Below are 16,938 nucleotides of genomic sequence, written 5' to 3'. Positions count from 1 at the left end.
CATTGTGTCGTATCGGCCATGTCACAGACCCGGTGCGGCAACTTCTCAGGCGATACTGGCACACTGCATGGGGTGTCCGGCGGGGTGTCGGGCGCTCAGCAGTCCGGTCAGCAGGGCGCACAGCAGTCCGAGTGCACAAAGGAGGGCGTCACAGCGTGGCGAGCAACAAGGAGCCCGAGCAGTCGGGTGCCCAGAACGATGCCATCGAGGGCGACTCGGCCCCATCCGACGAGGTGTCGTCGCCGGCGAACCTGACGAAAAAGAGCGCCGACCCGGCCGCCGACGATTCCGTCGGCGGCGCGGCGAGCGGGCGGGTACTCACCAATGAGCAGCGCCGTGAGGCCGCCAAACGCAAGCTCGCGGAGCGGCTGGACCGGGAGCGGGCCGCCGCCCGCAAACGCAAGATCCTCATCTCGACGATCTCCGGCGTCGTGGTCATCGCGGTGGTCGCGACCGCCACCTACTTCATCGTCGACAAGATCCAGACCGATCGGTTCAACGCTGCGCACACCACCTGCCAGTACGACAAGCAGGACAGCAACTTCAAGCAGATCCCCACCTCGGTCCCGGCCGAGATCAAGGATCCGGCCCAGCGTGAGCTCTTCCAGGAGCAGATCGACAAGGTGCGCGCGGGCGAGTCCAAGCAGCGAACCTCACCGATGCCCGACACGACGCAGGCCAAGGACGGCACGTCCACGCTGACGTTGTCGACCACCCAGGGCGCGGTGCCCGTCGATCTCAACCGCACCGGGGCGCCCTGCAACACCGGCGCGATCATCTCGCTGGCCGACCACGGCTACTACAACGACAGCCCGTGCCACCGGATGACGACTGCCGCCCTCAAGGTGCTGCAGTGCGGTGATCCGACCGGCACCGGCCTCGGGCAGCCCGGCTGGACCAGCCCCGACGAGCCGCCTACCGATCTGAAGCCGGCCGGTCAGCCCAATCCCCAGAGCGGCCAGCAGCCGGTGACCTATCCGCGCGGCACCGTGGCCATCGCCAACAGCGGGAGCCCCCAACAGGGCGCACCGAACTCGGGCGGATCGGCACAGTTCTTCATCCTGATCCAGGACGGCACCCTGCCGTCCAGCTACGCGGTGGTCGGCAAGGTGAACCCGACCGGTATGAAGGTCATCGACAAGGTCTATGCGGGCGGGGTCAACCCGGGCATCGGACCGAACCAGATGACCGGTGCCTACGAGCGCACCGCCGATGACGGCTCACCGAAGCTGCCGATGACCATCGAGACCGCCAAGGTGTCCTGACCCCGTACCGACAAATTTCTCGCGCCTCACCCGAGATGGGTGGGGCGCGAGAAGTTTCTCGGGCGGGTCAGGCGGCCGAGGTGACCCGATAGACGTCGTAGACGCCCTCGACGTTGCGAACGACGTTCAGCACATGCCCGAGATGCTTCGGATCGCCCATCTCGAAGGTGAACTTGCTGACGGCCACCCGGTCGCCGCTGGTCGTCACCGACGCCGACAGGATGTTCACGCGTTCGTCGGCGAGCACCTTGGTGACGTCGGACAACAGCCGGTGCCGATCGAGTGCCTCGACCTGGATCGCCACCAGGAACACCGATTCGGGTGACGGTGCCCACGAGACCTCGATGATGCGTTCGGACTGATCGAGCAGCGAGGTGGCGTTGGTGCAGTCGGTTCGGTGCACGCTGATACCGCCCCCGCGCGTGACGAATCCCATGATCTCGTCGCCGGGCACCGGGGTGCAGCACTTGGCCAGCTTGATCATCAGGTTGTCGACGCCCTCGACGACGACGCCGGCGTCGCCGCCCTGCCGCGAACGGGTGGGCATCGTCGACGGTGTGGAGCGCTCGGCGATCTGCTCGGCCGCCTCGTCGATACCACCGAGCGCGGCAACGAGCCGGTTCACCACATGGCGTGCGGAGACGTGGTTCTCGCCGACGGCCGTGTAGAGCGCGCTGACATCGGAATAGCGCAGCTCTTTGGCGATCGCCGCCATCGAAGTGGAGCTCATCAGCCGCTGCAACGGCAGTCCGCCGCGACGAACCTCCTTGGCGATCGCGTCTTTTCCGTGTTCGAGCGCCTCTTCGCGGCGTTCCTTGGCGAACCACTGCCGGATCTTGGCCTTCGCCCGCGGCGACACCACGAAGTTCTGCCAGTCCTTGCTGGGCCCGGCGGTGGCCGCCTTCGAGGTGAACACCTCGACGACCTCGCCGTTCTCCAGGGTGCGTTCGAGGGCGACGAGGCGACCGTTGACGCGCGCGCCGATGCACCGGTGCCCAACCTCCGTGTGGACGGCATAGGCGAAATCCACCGGGGTGGAGCCGGCCGGCAGCGTGATCACGTCACCTTTCGGGGTGAACACGAAGATCTCCTTGACCGCGAGGTCATAGCGCAGCGACTCGAGGAACTCCCCCGGGTCGGCGGCCTCACGCTGCCAGTCGAGCAGCTGCCGCATCCACGCCATGTCGTCGACCTCGGCGACATCGGATTTGCGGCCCTTGCGGTCCTTGTATCCGTTCTCCTTGTAACGCCAGTGCGCGGCGATGCCGAACTCGGCGGTGCGATGCATGTCATGGGTCCGGATCTGCACCTCGAGCGGTTTGCCCTCGGGCCCGATCACGGTGGTGTGCAGCGATTGATACACCCCGAACCGTGGCTGGGCGATGTAGTCCTTGAACCGGCCTGCCATCGGCTGCCACAGCGAATGCACCACGCCGACGGCGGCGTAACAGTCCCGGACCTCGTCGCACAGGATGCGCATCCCGACGAGGTCGTGGATGTCGTCGAATTCGCGGCCCTTGACGATCATCTTCTGATAGATCGACCAGTAGTGCTTCGGGCGGCCCTCCACCGTCGCGCTGATCCGTGCCGAACTGAGCGCATTGTTGATGTCGGCGCGCACCCGCGCCAGATAGGTGTCGCGTGATGGCGCCCGGTCGGCGACCAGACGCACGATCTCCTCGTAGCGCTTGGGATGCAGAATCGCGAACGACAGGTCTTCGAGCTCCCATTTGACCGTTGCCATTCCCAGTCGATGCGCCAGCGGCGCAATGACTTCCAGCGTCTCGCGGGCCTTGCGCGCCTGCTTTTCCGGCGGCAGGAACCGCATCGTGCGCATGTTGTGGAGCCGATCGGCGACCTTGATCACCAGCACCCGCGGATCCCGCGCCATCGCGATGATCATCTTGCGGATGGTCTCGGCCTCGGCGGCATTGCCGAGGGCCACCTTGTCGAGTTTGGTCACCCCGTCGACGAGATGGGTGACCTCCGAGCCGAATTCCGCCTCGAGTTCTTCGAGCGTGTAGCCGGTGTCCTCGACGGTGTCGTGCAACAGCGCGGCGACCAGCGTGGTGGTGTCCATGCCGAGATCGGCGAGGATCGTCGCCACCGCGAGCGGATGGGTGATGTAAGGGTCACCGGACTTGCGGTTCTGGCCCTGATGCCGTTCGTCGGCCACGTCGTAGGCGCGTTGCAGCAGCACCACATCGGCCTTCGGATAGATCTCACGGTGCAGGGTGACCAGCGGTTCGAGCACCGGCCGGACCGGGCTGCGGGTGGCGGTCATCCGGCGGGCGAGCCGGGCACGAACACGACGCGACGCCGACGAATGCTGCGGCAGGGAGCCGTCGATGTCCGCGGATCCCGTCGGCTCCACGTCGGCGGCGCCCGCGTCGGCCACTGGGACTGCGGTGTTCGGCTCGTCGGCCATCAGACCCTCCTTCGGCTCGGGCGGTTCGTGCAACCACACATGGTCCGATTCTAATCCGCCCAGGACGCGAGCCGGTCGCTACGCGTCGGTCGTCACGGCGTGGATGGGGACGTCACCGAGTCCGTCGACGATCCGGGCACGGCCGGCCAGTGCGGTCAGTTCCATGATGACCGCGATACCGATCACCTCGGCCCCGGCCTGACGTAACAGCTCGGCCGCGGCCACGGCCGTACCGCCGGTCGCGAGCACGTCGTCGACGAGCAGTACCCGCGAGCCGGTGACGTCGATGCCGCTCGCCGGGATCTCCAGACGCGCGCTGCCATATTCGAGGTCATAGTCGACCGAGTGCACCGGCGGTGGGAGCTTGCCGCCTTTGCGGACGGCGAGTACGCCGACGCCGAGCTCGCACGCCACCGCTCCGCCGAGCAGGAATCCGCGCGCGTCGATGCCCGCGACGAGATCGGTGGACCGGCACCCGTGGGTGAGTGCGGTGACGATCGACGACAGACCCTCCGGGTCGGCGAGCACCGGCGTCAGATCCTTGAAATCGATACCCGGAGCCGGGAAATCGGCCACCATCCGTCCGTGTTCGGCGATGGCCCGGCGCGCGCGGGCCACCGCGGCGGCGGTCACACCTGTGTCGTTCGCATCTGGATCGTTCACTTCTGGGTCGTTCACTTCTGGGTCGTTCACTTCAGAACCCATCGATCCATATTCCATCCCGTTCCATTCCGTGCCGCTCCCGCCACGACATTGCCCACCCGATCATTCCAGCGGTGCACGCGCGGGGCGGCGAACAACGGGATCGACGGTACCTGCGCCCAGGCACCGTTCTCGATGATGCGTACCTGAGCGAGCCGCTCCGATTCCAGTTCGGTGACCGCGAGGTCGTCGATGGCGCGATTGACCTGCGGGTCCGAGAAATTCGACAAATTCAGCGGATCGTCGCCGCGCAGCTGATAGGCGTCGCGGGTCGAGTCGGCGGCCCCGGCTGCCGCGAAGGACTCGCCGTTGGCAACCAGCAGGGCGTCGGCGGCAGAGCCGAGTGCCCCCACCCCGCCGGTGGCGGTGCCGACATCGGTGACGGTGAGACCGGCCGGCGCACAGGACGCGTTGATCGCCTCGATCATCTGATGCCATCGCGGGGTCGGGGCGGCGTAGCCGATGCGGACAGTCCGTGCCCCCGGTCCGCCGGCCCCCTCGGCCGCGACCTCGGCGAGGAGTGCGCGGGTGCGGTCCGGTTCCGGACGGGCGTACTGGGCGCCGAATTCGGGGTTCAGCGGCGCGGCCAGCTCATCGGCCGGCGCCAGGGTCCGCATGTTCCACATCTGCGCGCCGGCGCCGAACTGCCGAGCCAGCGCGTCGCGGGGCACGCAGGAGGCGAATGCGCGGCGCACCCGGACGTCGCCGAACACCCCACGCCCCGACAGCACCAGCCCCTCGACGCCGAGCGCCCGGGCCGGGTCACCGGCCGGCGGGCCGCCCGGCACGCCGCTGTCGGGGCCGAGCCCAGAACTGACGTCGGCGACGTCGTACCCACCGTCGGTCAGCCGCTTGACGGCATCGCTGCTGCGGCCGAAGACGGCAATGCGTGACGTGGCCGGTTTGTCGCCCCACCATCTGTCGTTGGCGACGAGGACCAAGCCGTCGGTGGCCGAGTAACTCTCGACTCGATATGGCCCCGACGCCGGCAGTCGCGTCTTGTCGACGGCTCCCGGTACCAGGTCGAAGCCGGTGTTCCACGCGGTGGCGATGCGGGCGATCGCCGTCCGGTCGCGGGTACGGATCGGGTCGATGATGTCGGCGACGCCGGCCTGACGCGCCACGACCTGCGCGGGCAACAGCGTGCCCGCGCCGAACAGTGCGGCCCAGTCCCGGTAGTCGCGGCCGGACGCAAAGGTGACCGTGGCGACCTTGTCTCCGGATGCACAGTCGACGCTGTCGATGTCGCGGTACCCGGCGGTGCTCGCGGGAGCGAATTGCGGGAACCGGCCGCTCATCGCCGCCCAGGCCAGCACGAGGTCATCACAGTCGAGCGCAGTGCCGTCGGAAAACGTTGCGCGCGGGTCGAATTCGTATTTGAGGACGAGTCGGCCACCGGGTTGGCGGGTGACCGTGCCGACGTCGCGGTCGGGTGTCACCTGTCCGGCGTCGCCGAGGAAGCTGAAACCCGGGAGCACACGCGTGAGGGCCATCAGCGCACCGTCGGCGTTGCCGTTCTCGGTGTTGGCGTTGTAACTGCGGACATCGGCGTCGATGACGTAGTCGATGGTCGGTTCGGTGGAATCACGCCCGCACGCCGCCAGTGGTCCACCCACGAACAGCAGGCTCATCACCACCGCCGTCGACTTCGCCACCGCACCTGCCGCGATGCGCGGGCGCCACCTTGTCACGACTGCCGAGACTATCGTGCCCGTCGGCGTTTCCCACTCGGCACCGCCGGGGTGTCGTCATCGGCGGCACTGCGGGTGGCCCGACCCCGCACCGGCCGGCGTGCCTGCGGTGCGGTGGCCGCATCGGGGTCGTCGCCGGCTTCGATGGCCGCCCGCCGGTCCAGGACGCGTTTGGTGTGGCGGGCGATATCCTTTCGGCGCTCCTTCAACGTCACCAGCAGCGGAGTCGCGAGGAAGACCGACGAGTAGGCGCCGACGACGACGCCGACGAGCTGGATCAGCGCAAGGTCCTTCAGGGTGCCGACGCCGAGGAGCCACACCGCGATCACCATCAGCGCGAGGATCGGCAGCACCGAGATCAGGGTGGTGTTGATCGAGCGCATCAGCGTCTGGTTCACCGCCAGGTTTGCCTGTTCGGCATAGGTCCGTCGACTCGTCTGCAACACCGAGCGGGTGTTCTCCGAGACCTTGTCGAACACCACGACGGTGTCATACAGGGAGAAGCCGAGGATGGTGAGCAAACCGATGACGGTGGCCGGGGTGACCTCGAAACCGACCAGCGAATAGATCCCTGCCGTGCAGATGATGTCGAAGAACAGACTGGCCAGTGCGGCGATCGACATCTCCCGGTCGAACCGGACCGCGATGTAGACGAACACGATCACCAGGAAAACCACCAGTGCGATCAGCATCTTCTCGGTGATCTCACGCCCCCAGGTGGAGCTCACCTCGGAGATGCTGACGTCCTGCGCGGTCAGCGTCGGACCATACGCATCGGTGAGCGCGAGGCTGACCGAACGTGCTTGTTGTGGGTTCAGCGCGTCGGTGCGCACCTGGACGGTCTGGCTCGAGCCCGACCCGGCCGTCTGCACCGAATCCGGTGCGGTGCCGAGCGCCTTGCCGACGACGTCCTCGACGGATTGGCTGGTGATGCCGTGCGACACCGGAATCGAGATCTGTGTACCGCCCTCGAAATCGATCCCGAAGCTGAACTGCCGCACGCCGATCGAGATGATGCAGACCGCGAGGATGAGCGCGGTCACCAGATACCACATGCGTCGTTTGCCCACGACCTCGAAAGCACCGGTACCGGTGTAGAGGCGCGACAGGAACGAGCGCGACGTGTCGGCGCGGAAGTCGGCCTCACTGCCCGCGACGGTCGCCGTCGTGGTGTCGTCGGTCCGATTACTGGCGGTCATTTGGCCGATCCTTTCGCCGACGCGTCCGTCTGCGACGTCGCGCGCGTGCCGGATTCCTTGGTCAGATCGGCTCCCGGTTGTGTGGTGAGGTCTGATACCCGTTGCGCCCGAGCGGTTCTGCGCTGGCGGGCCACCTCGCTGACCGCCCCGAGGCCGTTGACCTTGGGGCGGGACAGGAAGTCCGAGTGGCTGGCGAGGACCACCAGCGGATGCGTCACCAGGAACACGACCACGATGTCGAGAATGGTCGTCAGCCCGAGGGTGAACGCGAAGCCGCGGACCTCACCGACGGCGAGGATGTAGATCACCGCCGCGGCCAGGAAGCTGACCGCGTTGCCCGACCAGATGGTGCGGCGGGCGCTGGCCCAGCCGCGTGGAACCGCCGATCGGAAACTTCGTCCTTCACGCATCTCGTCCTTGATGCGTTCGAAGTAGACGACGAACGAGTCGGCGGTCATCCCGATCCCGATGATCAGGCCGGCGATGCCGGAGAGGTCGAGGGTGAATCCGATCCATCGACCGAGGAGCACGATGATGCCGTACACCATCACCAGCGACAGCAGCAACGATGCCACGGTGAGGAACCCGAGCATCCGGTAGTAGGCCAGCGCATAGATCAGCACGGCCAGCAACCCGATCGCACCGGCGAGAAGTCCAGCGCGCAACGACGCCAAACCCAATGTCGCCGAAACGGTTTCGGCGTCGGAGGTGGAGAAGGACAACGGCAGCGAGCCGTACTTGAGCACGTTGGCCAGGTCGGTGGCCTCGGACTCGGTGAACGGCGAACCGGTGATCCGGGTGGACCCGGAAATCGCCGAGTTGATCGCCGGCGCCGACACGACGCGCGTGTCGAGGGTGAACGCGGTCTGCTTGCCGATGTTCTGTGCGGTGTACTGCGGCCACTTCGCCGCGGCGGCGCCCTTGTAGTCGAGGCTGACGGTCCATTCGCTGGTCTGCGGGTCGGTACCCGCACTCGCCGACTTCACGTCGCGCCCGTCGATGATCTGCGGGCCCAGCAGGTACACCGTCTTGCCGTCGGTGGAGCAGGCCACCAGATTCTCGTTGGGGTTGTCGTTGCCCAGCAGCGGGTCATTGGCGCCGGGCGTGCAGTTCATCTTGGCCATGTACTGCTGCAATGCCTTCGTGTCGGCACCCTCCGGCGCCTGCCGGTTCTTCTTCTCCTGGGCGATCTGCGCGGCCACCTGATCGGCGGGCAGCGAGTCGGTGTCGCTCTTGTTCTGGGGCGTCTGCGGTTGCGGCGTCGCCGGCGCGGACGTCACCACCGGCCGCACATACAGCCGGGCCGTCTGGCCCAGCGACTTCGCCTCCGATCCGTCCTTGCCGGGGACCGTGATCACCAGGTTGTTGCCGCTGACGACGACCTCCGAACCGCCGACGCCGAGACCGTTGACGCGCTGTTCGATGATCTGCTTGGCCTGATTCAGCTGATCCCGGCTGGGCGCCTTGCCGTCATCGGTGCGGGCGGTCAGGGTCACCCGGGTCCCACCCTGCAGGTCGATACCCAGCTTGGGCTGCGGAGAGCCACCGCCGGTGAGGAAGACGAGGAGATAGACGAGTGCGAGCAGCACGACGAACGCCGTGAGCGGTTGCCACGGCGGAATCTCGCGTGCCGGCGCGCGACGCGATGCCCGGCGTCCGCCGCCGGATTTGGACGTCCCGGATTTGGACGTCCCGGACTTGGCACCTCCGGACTTGGCGTCTCCGGACTTGGAGCCCCGTGAACGCGTCGAGCCCGGGCCGGGCCGCTTCGGATCCGGGCCGGCTGCCCCGGTTCCCTCGGTCGAGGCTCCCTTCGATTCGGCCCCGCGGGAAAAACTCACGTACTCGATCTCCTTTGATGAGCGTCGGCCGGCGCACCCGAAGGGCACCCATGCCGACACGGGCCACGCTGCACATTCCTACCCGTGGCCGTTACGCCGGCAGGCAGGATCGCGCGCCACTCTACTGCCCCCACAACACCGACCCGCCCCCGGGAAGCCTGGGCGCAGCCGGATTCCCCATATCCCGGGCGACGGTGTGCGGAATTGCCGGTGTTACTTCTCGGAATTACCCGGCTGCTCCGTACCCGGCTTGTCCAGATTCGGGCGGTCCGAGGCGATGTCCTGCGGCGTGATCTCCTCGGGGCCGCCGACGCCGTGGGCCGGTTCGATCGAGGTGTCGCTCGAGTGATCGTCGGCCGAGAATTCATCTGCCGAGAACGGCGGGGTGTAGCCGGGGTAGGTGGCGGCTGCCTCGTCGGTGGGGATCACCCGCATGATGGCGAGCCGATTCCAGCGCGTGACCAGCCCGGTGGCGATCTCGACGTCGAGGTAATCAGACGATGATGCGTCGATGACGGTGCCGAACAGTCCGCTGGAGAGCTGGATGCGCGTGCCGGTCTGGACCGAGTTCTGCATGTTCTGCGTCTCGGCGGCGCGCCTCTTCTGCTTGCGCATGGAGAAGAACATGAAGCCGACCATCAAGATCAGCAGCAGTGGGATGAACAGAGATTGCATTGAGTTGACGTCGTCCTTGTCATATCGAGATCGTCACCCGCCCAGCGGCGCGGACGCCACGCTCGGCGGAGTCGCCGGTGAAGGATTCACGGCGATGGTTCACACGGCGGACGTTCGGGCGCCTCGGATGTTCACTCCAGGAGGCGACCACTTCAGGGAGTGATCACGCCGGTCGCGCCGACGCCGTACGCACGCACTCTTTCCAGTGTGCCACGAACCGAGCGGCAACCGCAGGTGGGCACCACCGGATTCGCCGCCTGCCGGACCCCGGTGGGACCTCACAGGTCACCGAACAGGGACGGTCCACCCATCTCGCGGGGGCGCGCACCGAAGGATGCGGTGAGCGCACCATCTGGGGGCGTCAGTCCGAGATGATGCCAGGCCGCCGCGGTTGCGACCCGTCCACGCGGGGTGCGGGCGACCATTCCGGCACGCACCAGAAACGGCTCACACACCTCTTCGACGGTCGCCGGCTCCTCCCCGACGGCCACCGCCAGCGTCGACACCCCGACGGGCCCGCCGCCGAACGCCCGGATGAGGGCATCGAGCACGGCCCGGTCCAGCCGGTCGAAGCCGAGTTCGTCGACGTCATAGACGGCCAGTGCGGCCCGCGAGATGTCGACGGTGATCCGGCCGTCGCTCCGGACCTCCGCGTAGTCACGTACCCGGCGCAACAACCGGTTCGCGATGCGGGGGGTGCCGCGCGAACGGCTCGCGATCTCCGATGCCGCGTCGGCCTGCAGGTCGATGCCCAGAATTCCCGCCGACCGCCGCAGCACCTGGACGAGTTCGTCGGTTTCGTAGAACTCCATGTGGGCGGTGAAGCCGAACCGGTCGCGCAGCGGGCCGGTCAGCGACCCGGACCGCGTGGTGGCACCGACCAGGGTGAACGGTGCGACGTCGAGCGGAATCGAGGTCGCACCGGGACCTTTGCCGACCACCACGTCGACGCGGAAATCCTCCATCGCCAGGTAGAGCATCTCCTCGGCAGGCCGGGCGATGCGATGGATCTCGTCGATGAACAGGACGTCGCCCTCGACCAGGTTGGACAGCATCGCCGCGAGATCCCCGGCGCGTTCGAGCGCCGGACCCGAGGTGACGCGGATCGCCGCCCCCATCTCGCCGGCGATGATCATGGCCAGCGAGGTCTTGCCCAGGCCGGGTGGCCCCGACATCAGAATGTGGTCCGGGGTGCTGCCGCGCTTCTTCGCACCGTGCAGCACCAGCTCGAGTTGCTCGCATACGCGCGGCTGTCCGATGAACTCGCCCAGCGAACGCGGACGCAGTCCGGCGTCGAAGTCGCCGTCGGCGCGTACCGGCGCCGCGCTGACCTCCCGCTCTGCTTCGTCCGTGGCGTGTTCGTCGCCGCTCATGCCGACTTCCCCAGCAGCACCAGCGACCGGCGCAGGGCGGTCGACGCGTCCGCGCCGGGCGTCTCGGCGAGGACCTTGGCCACCGCCTTCTCGGCAGGCGCCGCGGTGAATCCGAGGCCGACCAACGCCTCGGTGACCTGCCCGGCCACCCCGGCCGGGGTGCCGGTGCCCGGCCCTGTCCCCCCGGAGTCGGCGACCGGGCGGTCGACCTTGTCGCGCAGTTCCACGACGAGCCGTTCGGCGACCCGCTTCCCGATGCCCGGGACGCTCGTCAGCGCCTTGACATCGGAGTCGGCGAGCGCGCGGCGCAACGAGACCGGTTCGAGGACGGCCAGCGTGGCCATCGCCAGCCGCGGCCCCACCCCGGTGACGGTCTGCAGCAACGCGAACAGCGCCCGGGCGTCGGGTTCGGTGAACCCGTAGAGGGTCATCGAATCCTCGCGGACGATCATCGAGGTGAGCAGCGTGGCCTCCTCACCGCGCCGCAGCCGCGACAACGTGTCGGGGGTGGCGAGCACCCGATATCCGACGCCCGCGCAGTCGAGTACCACGTGGTCGAGCGCCACCTCGAGCACCGGGCCGCGTACCGAGGCGATCATGCGTTTGCTCCCTTTGTCCGTGTGGCAGCCGGCTTGGCAACCTGCCCGGAGGCCTGTTCGGTCCCGGCGGCGCCGGTCGAGGTGCGGGCCGCCGCGATACGGGCACGGTGAACGCGCGCCATCTCCTCGGCGCGTTGTTGTGCCTGTGCCATCCGATCGATCGTCGGGCCACGCCAGCAGTGACAGATGGCCAGGGCGAGGGCGTCGGCCGCGTCGGCGGGCCGCGGTTTGGTCTGCATCCCGAGGATACGGGTGACCATCGCGGTGACCTGCGCCTTGTCGGCGCGGCCGCTACCGGTCACGGCGGCCTTCACCTCCGACGGCGTGTGGAAGCGCACCGGCACATCCCGTTGTCCGGCCGCCAGCGCGATGACCCCGGCGGCCTGTGCGGTCCCCATGGCCGTCGACACCTGGTTCTGGGCGAAGACGCGTTCGATGGCGACCACATCGGGCCGATGGACGTCGAGCCAGTGGCAGGCGGCGGTGTAGATGGCGAGCAGGCGGTGCGCCAATTCCATATCACTGGGCGTACGCACGACGTCGACGTCGAGCGCGGTCACCGTCCGGCCGCTACCCGACTCGACCAGCGCGATCCCGCACCGCGTCAGCCCAGGGTCGACACCCATCACCCGCACACGACCCTCCTCCACTGCGGCGAACATTCGTTCGAGATTGTAGCGAGGGGCCCCGACAGACCGTGGGACCAACACGGCGAGTTGCGGATATCGCGTGCGGCACAATGGAGCCGATGCCCCGCTATATCCCGATCGCCCCCGAGGCGCTCGTGCTGCTGTGCGCCGACGCGTGTGCAGCACTGCCGGGCCGCCTGGTCGTCGGCGTCGTGGGCGCGCCGGTGGCCGATCCGGAGTCGCTGGCCGACCGGATCGCCGGGTCGTTGCGGGTGCGCGGGCGAGCGGCCGAGGTCGTGCGCGTCGTCGACTACATCCGGCCGGCGTCGCTGCGCCTGGAGTGGGGCGCGCACGACGCAGAGGCCTTCGCCACTTCCTGGTACGACTTTCCCGCACTGCGCCGCGAGGTGATCGACAGCCTGCACGCCGACGGGTCGTGGCTCCCACGTCTCTGGGATGGCTTGTCCGACCGGTCTTTTCGCGATGAGCGGCAGATCGCCGCCGGGGATCAGGTGATCGTGATCGCCGGTCCGATGGTGCTCCGCGCCGACCTGCGCCTCGATCTGGGGATCGCATTGCGGATGAGTCGCGCCGCGCTGGCGCGGCGCACGCCACCGGACGAACAGTGGACCATCGATCCGCTACTGGATCACGAACGCGACGCCCCGCTCCCCGACATCGAGGTGCGATACGACCACCCGGACCGCCCGGCCGTCAGCTGTCGAGATCGGCGAGAACCTCGTCACTGATGTCGACATTGCTGTACACGTTCTGCACGTCGTCGGAATCCTCGAGCGCGTCGATCAACTTGAACACCTTGCGAGCGCCGTCGGCGTCGACCGGCACCTCGACCGAGGCACGGAAGTCGGCTTCGGCCGACTCGTAATCGATACCCGCCTCCTGCAGGGCGGTGCGCACCGCGACGAGGTCGGTGGGTTCGCTGACCACCTCATAGGTGTCACCGAGGTCGTTGACCTCCTCGGCGCCTGCATCAAGGACCGCGATGAGGACGTCGTCCTCGCTCTGATCGTTCTTCTCCAGGGTCACCACGCCCTTACGGGTGAACAGGTACGACACCGAGCCGGGATCGGCCATGTTGCCGCCGTTGCGGGTCATCGCGGTGCGCACCTCACCGGCCGCGCGGTTGCGGTTGTCGGTGAGGCACTCGATGAGGATGGCCACCCCGTTGGGTCCGTAACCCTCGTAGGTGATGGTCTGCCAGTCGGCGCCACCGGCCTCCTCACCGCCGCCGCGCTTGCGCGCGCGTTCGATGTTGTCGTTGGGTACCGACGACTTCTTGGCCTTCTGGATCGCGTCGTAGAGGGTCGGATTGCCGGCCGGGTCGCCGCCACCGGTGCGCGCGGCGACCTCGATGTTCTTGACCAACTTGGCGAACATCTTGCCCCGCTTGGCATCGACGACGGCCTTCTTGTGCTTGGTTGTCGCCCATTTGGAGTGGCCGCTCATACGCTATTCCGATCCTTCCCGTGCACCGGGAACCGCCGCCGATGGCGGCCCCGGGCAAACCTGCTTCGAACACGTCGAAAAATGATTCTACCGGCGCACCCACCGCCTATCGGCGCACCATGTCGACGAAATACGCATGTACCCGCCGATCCCCGGTCACCTCGGGGTGAAATGAGGTGGCCAATACGTCACCTTGCCGCACCGCGACGATCCGGCCGGCGGCAGGTCCGCCGGGCACCCGGGCCAGCACCTCGACGTCGGCCCCGACCTTCTCCACCCACGGCGCCCGGATGAACACCGCACGCATCGGCACCCCCGCGGTGATGTGGGCGACCTCGAGATCGGTCTCGAAGGACTCGACCTGGCGACCGAAGGCGTTGCGACGCACCGTGATATCGAGGACATCGAGGTGACGCGCATCCGGCCGGGTATCGAGGATGTCGGAAGCGAGCATGATCATCCCGGCACACGAACCGTAGGCGGGCATACCGTCGGCGAGCCGCGCGCGCAGCGGATCGAGCAGGTCGAAGACGCCGAGCAGGTGACTCATGGTCGTCGATTCGCCACCCGGAATCACCAGCCCGTCCACCGTGGCGAGTTCGTCGGGGCGACGCACCGCGAGAGCGTCGGCGCCCGCACTCGTCAGCGCGGCGAGGTGCTCACGAACGTCTCCCTGAAGCGCGAGCACCCCGATCCGCGGCCGACTCGGCCCCACGCTCACCGCTGCTGCCGTGCATGCTGGTCGGCGGGCATCTGACGGCCGGTGCGGCTCAGCCCTTCCTGGGTGACCGCGGCGACCAGCCGGCCGGCGCGGTCGAAGATGCGGCCCTGGGTCAATGCACGACCGCCGCCCGCCGACGGCGAGGTCTGGTCGTAGAGCAGCCAGTCGTCGGCGCGGAAGGACCGCATGAACCACATGGCGTGGTCGAGCGATGCGGCCTGCGGCTCGACGCCGGGGTGCGGAACCTTCGACGAACCGAGCAGAGTCATGTCACTCATGTAGGCGAGGGTGCACACATGGATGGTCTGGTCGTCGGGCAACGGCTTGCGGTACCGGAACCACACACGCTGCTGCGCCACGAAAAACGGTGAGGTGACGAGCTTCTCGGCCGGCACGATCCGGATGTCGAAGTTGTCCCATTCCTTGAAGACCGCCTTCTCGTCCTCGTGGATCCCGGCGAGCCGGTCAGGCAATTCCTCGGGCGCCGGGGCAGGGGGCATCGGGTCCTGGTGTTCGATGCCGTGGTCGGTGGTCACGTGGAACGACGCCGACATCGTGAAGATGGCCTCGCCGTTCTGGATTCCGGTCACCCGACGGGTCGCGAACGACCGGCCGTCGCGGATGCGGTCGATCAGGAAGACCGCCGGGATGTCGGGGTTACCCGGCCGCAGGAAGTAACCGTGCAATGAATGGACCGCGAATTCGTCGGAGACGGTATGGGTTGCCGACACCAGCGCCTGGCCGGCCACCTGTCCACCGAAGGTCCGCTGCAGATGGCTCGCGAACGCGCCACCGCGATAGATGTCGGTCTCGATGCGCTCAACCCGGAGGATGTCCTCGATCTCTGCCACCGAACCAGTATCCCGTACCGGCGGCTCCGATGCCCACGGGGTCGAGTGCGGCGACCCGATATCCCGGCCCTGTCACAGCTCGTCGAGCCGGACCAGTCCGTCCTGCACGGCGCGTGCGACCAGCGCCGCCTTGGTCGGTGCGGTGCGCCCGATCTCGGCGTACTTCGCCCGAATCCGGGTGAGGTGGGTGTTGACGGTGCCCAGCGAGATGAACAACTCTTGCGCGACAGCGGGTTTCGAGTCGACCATCAACCAGGTCCGCAAGACCTCGACCTCGCGGTTGGTCAGGGCCGGCCGCGGCAGCTGCGGGGCCGCGGGCTCGGCGACCTCGACCGCCGCCTCGGGCACCAGACGCATGTGCGGGTTCGCCGGAACCGGCTGCTGCCCGGGCAGCGGCATCCGCCGGGCGGCCAGCCGCATGAGCGCCTCGGTACGGCGCCGATCGGCCTCCGCACGACGACGGGCGGCCTGGGCCAACTGGTTTCCGGGGATGTGGGAAACGACTGCGGTCATGGTGTCCTCCTGGGATTCGCTTCGTGCGTTGGGGCTGCGCCGCCCTGACACACATGACGTTATGAGCGATCGGCACCGGCGTCGATGGGGAGAACTCCCCTACCCATGGGGAGAACTACCCATGGAATATCCGCTGGTCAGAGGCCCCTCAGCTCGCAGCGTTGCGCGCGGCTTCCTCGTCGATCGACGGCAGATCCGCGCGGGTGACGATGCGCGAGGCCACGGCGTATTCGACGAGCCGTGCCCGTCGGTTGCTCGCGAGCTTGCCGCCGCCGGCGCGCATCCCATTCACCCCGAGTTGATCGAGTTTGTCGCAGACGTTGTCGAGCTTGCGGTTGAACTTGGTCAACGGCCAGCCCAGACGAGCCGCAGCCTTCGCCGACGACGGGATCGCGCTCGCGCCCGTCCCATCCCGCCGCAGGATCTCTTCGGCGAGGACGAGGATCAACAGTTTCTGGCTCACGGTGAGCATCGGGACACCCTGCGTGGTCCGGCCACCGGCAAGGGACTGCTCGGTCACCGGACGGACCTGCGGAGCGGTCGCATACACATTGACCTCATACGTCGTCGGACCGGCGGTGAACACGACAGTCGTCTCGCCGAACACGAGCGGCATCCGGGCGCCCGGTCCGAGGGTGGCGGAGAATCCGACGTCGCCGGCCGACACGCTGGCCGACAGGTGGGTTCCCAGGTTACTCAGCCACCACAGCCCATTCTCGTTGTGCAGCACCAGGAATCGGCGATGCAGATAGGGGTTGTCGTCGACGGAGAGGTCAGCCTCCCGACCGATGGTGAAACGGCGATCGCCCATCAGCGGGTACCGCTCCCCGCAGTACTCGACGTAGGTCATCCCCTGGGGCAGCGGGCCATCCCCGGAATACTCGGACTCAGGAACCATGCACCGTCCCCGTCACTTCTCCTCGGCGGCTGCCGATTCCGGGGACTCGGCGTCATCGACTTCTGGAGCGTCAACCTCTGGGGCAT

Annotated in this window: 16 protein-coding genes; 2 read left to right on the top strand and 14 right to left on the bottom strand. The window is 67.8% G+C overall.

Translation table 11 applies throughout. The features are described from left to right. Positions 1 to 155 precede the first annotated feature (155 nt). Complete coding sequence (locus ACLQ3C_RS19525; protein WP_425706751.1) at positions 156 to 1,265, top strand: peptidylprolyl isomerase; 1,110 nt, start codon at positions 156 to 158, stop codon at positions 1,263 to 1,265. A 67-nt stretch (positions 1,266 to 1,332) separates the two neighbouring features. Here the strand turns inward: ACLQ3C_RS19525 and ACLQ3C_RS19520 are convergent, their stop codons facing one another. The 9 genes from ACLQ3C_RS19520 to ruvC all read right to left on the bottom strand — a co-directional run bounded on the left by ACLQ3C_RS19520 (position 1,333) and on the right by ruvC (position 12,408). Then, positions 1,333 to 3,693: a RelA/SpoT family protein gene (locus ACLQ3C_RS19520; protein ID WP_425706750.1), complete on the bottom strand. Its 2,361-nt coding sequence runs from the start codon at positions 3,691 to 3,693 to the stop codon at positions 1,333 to 1,335. A gap of 78 nt (positions 3,694 to 3,771) precedes the next feature. Beyond that, positions 3,772 to 4,398 carry an adenine phosphoribosyltransferase gene (locus ACLQ3C_RS19515; RefSeq protein ID WP_425706749.1) on the bottom strand — a complete coding sequence of 209 codons (627 nt, stop codon included), beginning with the start codon at positions 4,396 to 4,398 and terminating at the stop codon, positions 3,772 to 3,774. Further along, the gene (locus ACLQ3C_RS19510) at positions 4,383 to 6,026 is read right to left on the bottom strand and encodes an ABC transporter substrate-binding protein (RefSeq protein WP_425706765.1); all 1,644 of its coding nucleotides are present in this window, start codon (positions 6,024 to 6,026) and stop codon (positions 4,383 to 4,385) included. The genes ACLQ3C_RS19515 and ACLQ3C_RS19510 overlap by 16 nt, the downstream gene beginning before the upstream one ends. A gap of 71 nt (positions 6,027 to 6,097) precedes the next feature. Further along, positions 6,098 to 7,285: a protein translocase subunit SecF gene (gene secF, locus ACLQ3C_RS19505; protein ID WP_425706748.1), complete on the bottom strand. Its 1,188-nt coding sequence runs from the start codon at positions 7,283 to 7,285 to the stop codon at positions 6,098 to 6,100. Next, positions 7,282 to 9,126 (bottom strand): protein translocase subunit SecD, encoded by a 1,845-nt coding sequence (gene secD, locus ACLQ3C_RS19500; protein ID WP_425706747.1) that lies wholly within the window; start codon positions 9,124 to 9,126, stop codon positions 7,282 to 7,284. The genes secF and secD overlap by 4 nt, the downstream gene beginning before the upstream one ends. 213 nt (positions 9,127 to 9,339) lie before the next feature. Continuing rightward, a complete protein-coding gene (yajC, locus tag ACLQ3C_RS19495) occupies positions 9,340 to 9,801 on the bottom strand; it encodes a preprotein translocase subunit YajC (RefSeq protein WP_425706746.1) in 462 nt (153 codons plus the stop codon). Positions 9,802 to 10,079: 278 nt separating this feature from the next. Next, positions 10,080 to 11,174 carry a Holliday junction branch migration DNA helicase RuvB gene (gene ruvB / locus ACLQ3C_RS19490; RefSeq protein WP_425706745.1) on the bottom strand — a complete coding sequence of 365 codons (1,095 nt, stop codon included), beginning with the start codon at positions 11,172 to 11,174 and terminating at the stop codon, positions 10,080 to 10,082. Next, positions 11,171 to 11,773, bottom strand: a complete 603-nt coding sequence (gene ruvA / locus ACLQ3C_RS19485; RefSeq protein ID WP_425706744.1) for a Holliday junction branch migration protein RuvA — start codon at positions 11,771 to 11,773, stop codon at positions 11,171 to 11,173. The genes ruvB and ruvA overlap by 4 nt, the downstream gene beginning before the upstream one ends. Beyond that, positions 11,770 to 12,408: a crossover junction endodeoxyribonuclease RuvC gene (gene ruvC, locus ACLQ3C_RS19480; protein ID WP_425706764.1), complete on the bottom strand. Its 639-nt coding sequence runs from the start codon at positions 12,406 to 12,408 to the stop codon at positions 11,770 to 11,772. Before ruvC ends, ruvA begins: the two co-directional genes overlap by 4 nt. A 113-nt stretch (positions 12,409 to 12,521) precedes the next feature. On the opposite strand from ruvC, the gene ACLQ3C_RS19475 reads away from it, so the two are divergent. After that, complete coding sequence (locus ACLQ3C_RS19475) at positions 12,522 to 13,151, top strand: hypothetical protein (protein WP_425706743.1); 630 nt, start codon at positions 12,522 to 12,524, stop codon at positions 13,149 to 13,151. Here the strand turns inward: ACLQ3C_RS19475 and ACLQ3C_RS19470 are convergent. From ACLQ3C_RS19470 to ACLQ3C_RS19450, 5 genes are all read right to left on the bottom strand, one after another. After that, positions 13,117 to 13,869 carry a YebC/PmpR family DNA-binding transcriptional regulator gene (locus ACLQ3C_RS19470; protein ID WP_425706742.1) on the bottom strand — a complete coding sequence of 251 codons (753 nt, stop codon included), beginning with the start codon at positions 13,867 to 13,869 and terminating at the stop codon, positions 13,117 to 13,119. The two genes, ACLQ3C_RS19475 and ACLQ3C_RS19470, sit on opposite strands and share 35 nt — an antisense overlap. A 106-nt stretch (positions 13,870 to 13,975) precedes the next feature. Then, positions 13,976 to 14,590: a pyridoxal 5'-phosphate synthase glutaminase subunit PdxT gene (gene pdxT / locus ACLQ3C_RS19465; RefSeq protein WP_425706741.1), complete on the bottom strand. Its 615-nt coding sequence runs from the start codon at positions 14,588 to 14,590 to the stop codon at positions 13,976 to 13,978. Next, the gene (locus ACLQ3C_RS19460; protein ID WP_425706740.1) at positions 14,587 to 15,441 is read right to left on the bottom strand and encodes an acyl-CoA thioesterase; all 855 of its coding nucleotides are present in this window, start codon (positions 15,439 to 15,441) and stop codon (positions 14,587 to 14,589) included. Before ACLQ3C_RS19460 ends, pdxT begins: the two co-directional genes overlap by 4 nt. Before the next feature lie 72 nt (positions 15,442 to 15,513). Then, positions 15,514 to 15,954, bottom strand: a complete 441-nt coding sequence (locus tag ACLQ3C_RS19455; RefSeq protein ID WP_425706739.1) for a response regulator transcription factor — start codon at positions 15,952 to 15,954, stop codon at positions 15,514 to 15,516. Positions 15,955 to 16,102: 148 nt separating this feature from the next. Further along, complete coding sequence (locus tag ACLQ3C_RS19450) at positions 16,103 to 16,852, bottom strand: hypothetical protein (RefSeq protein ID WP_425706738.1); 750 nt, start codon at positions 16,850 to 16,852, stop codon at positions 16,103 to 16,105. Positions 16,853 to 16,938: the final 86 nt, after the last annotated feature.

This window comes from Gordonia sp. DT30, assembly GCF_049844915.1.
Classification (GTDB): Bacteria; Actinomycetota; Actinomycetes; order Mycobacteriales; family Mycobacteriaceae; genus Gordonia.
The sequence above is the reverse complement of the archived record's forward strand: the minus strand, read 5'-3'. Positions and strand labels throughout refer to the sequence as shown.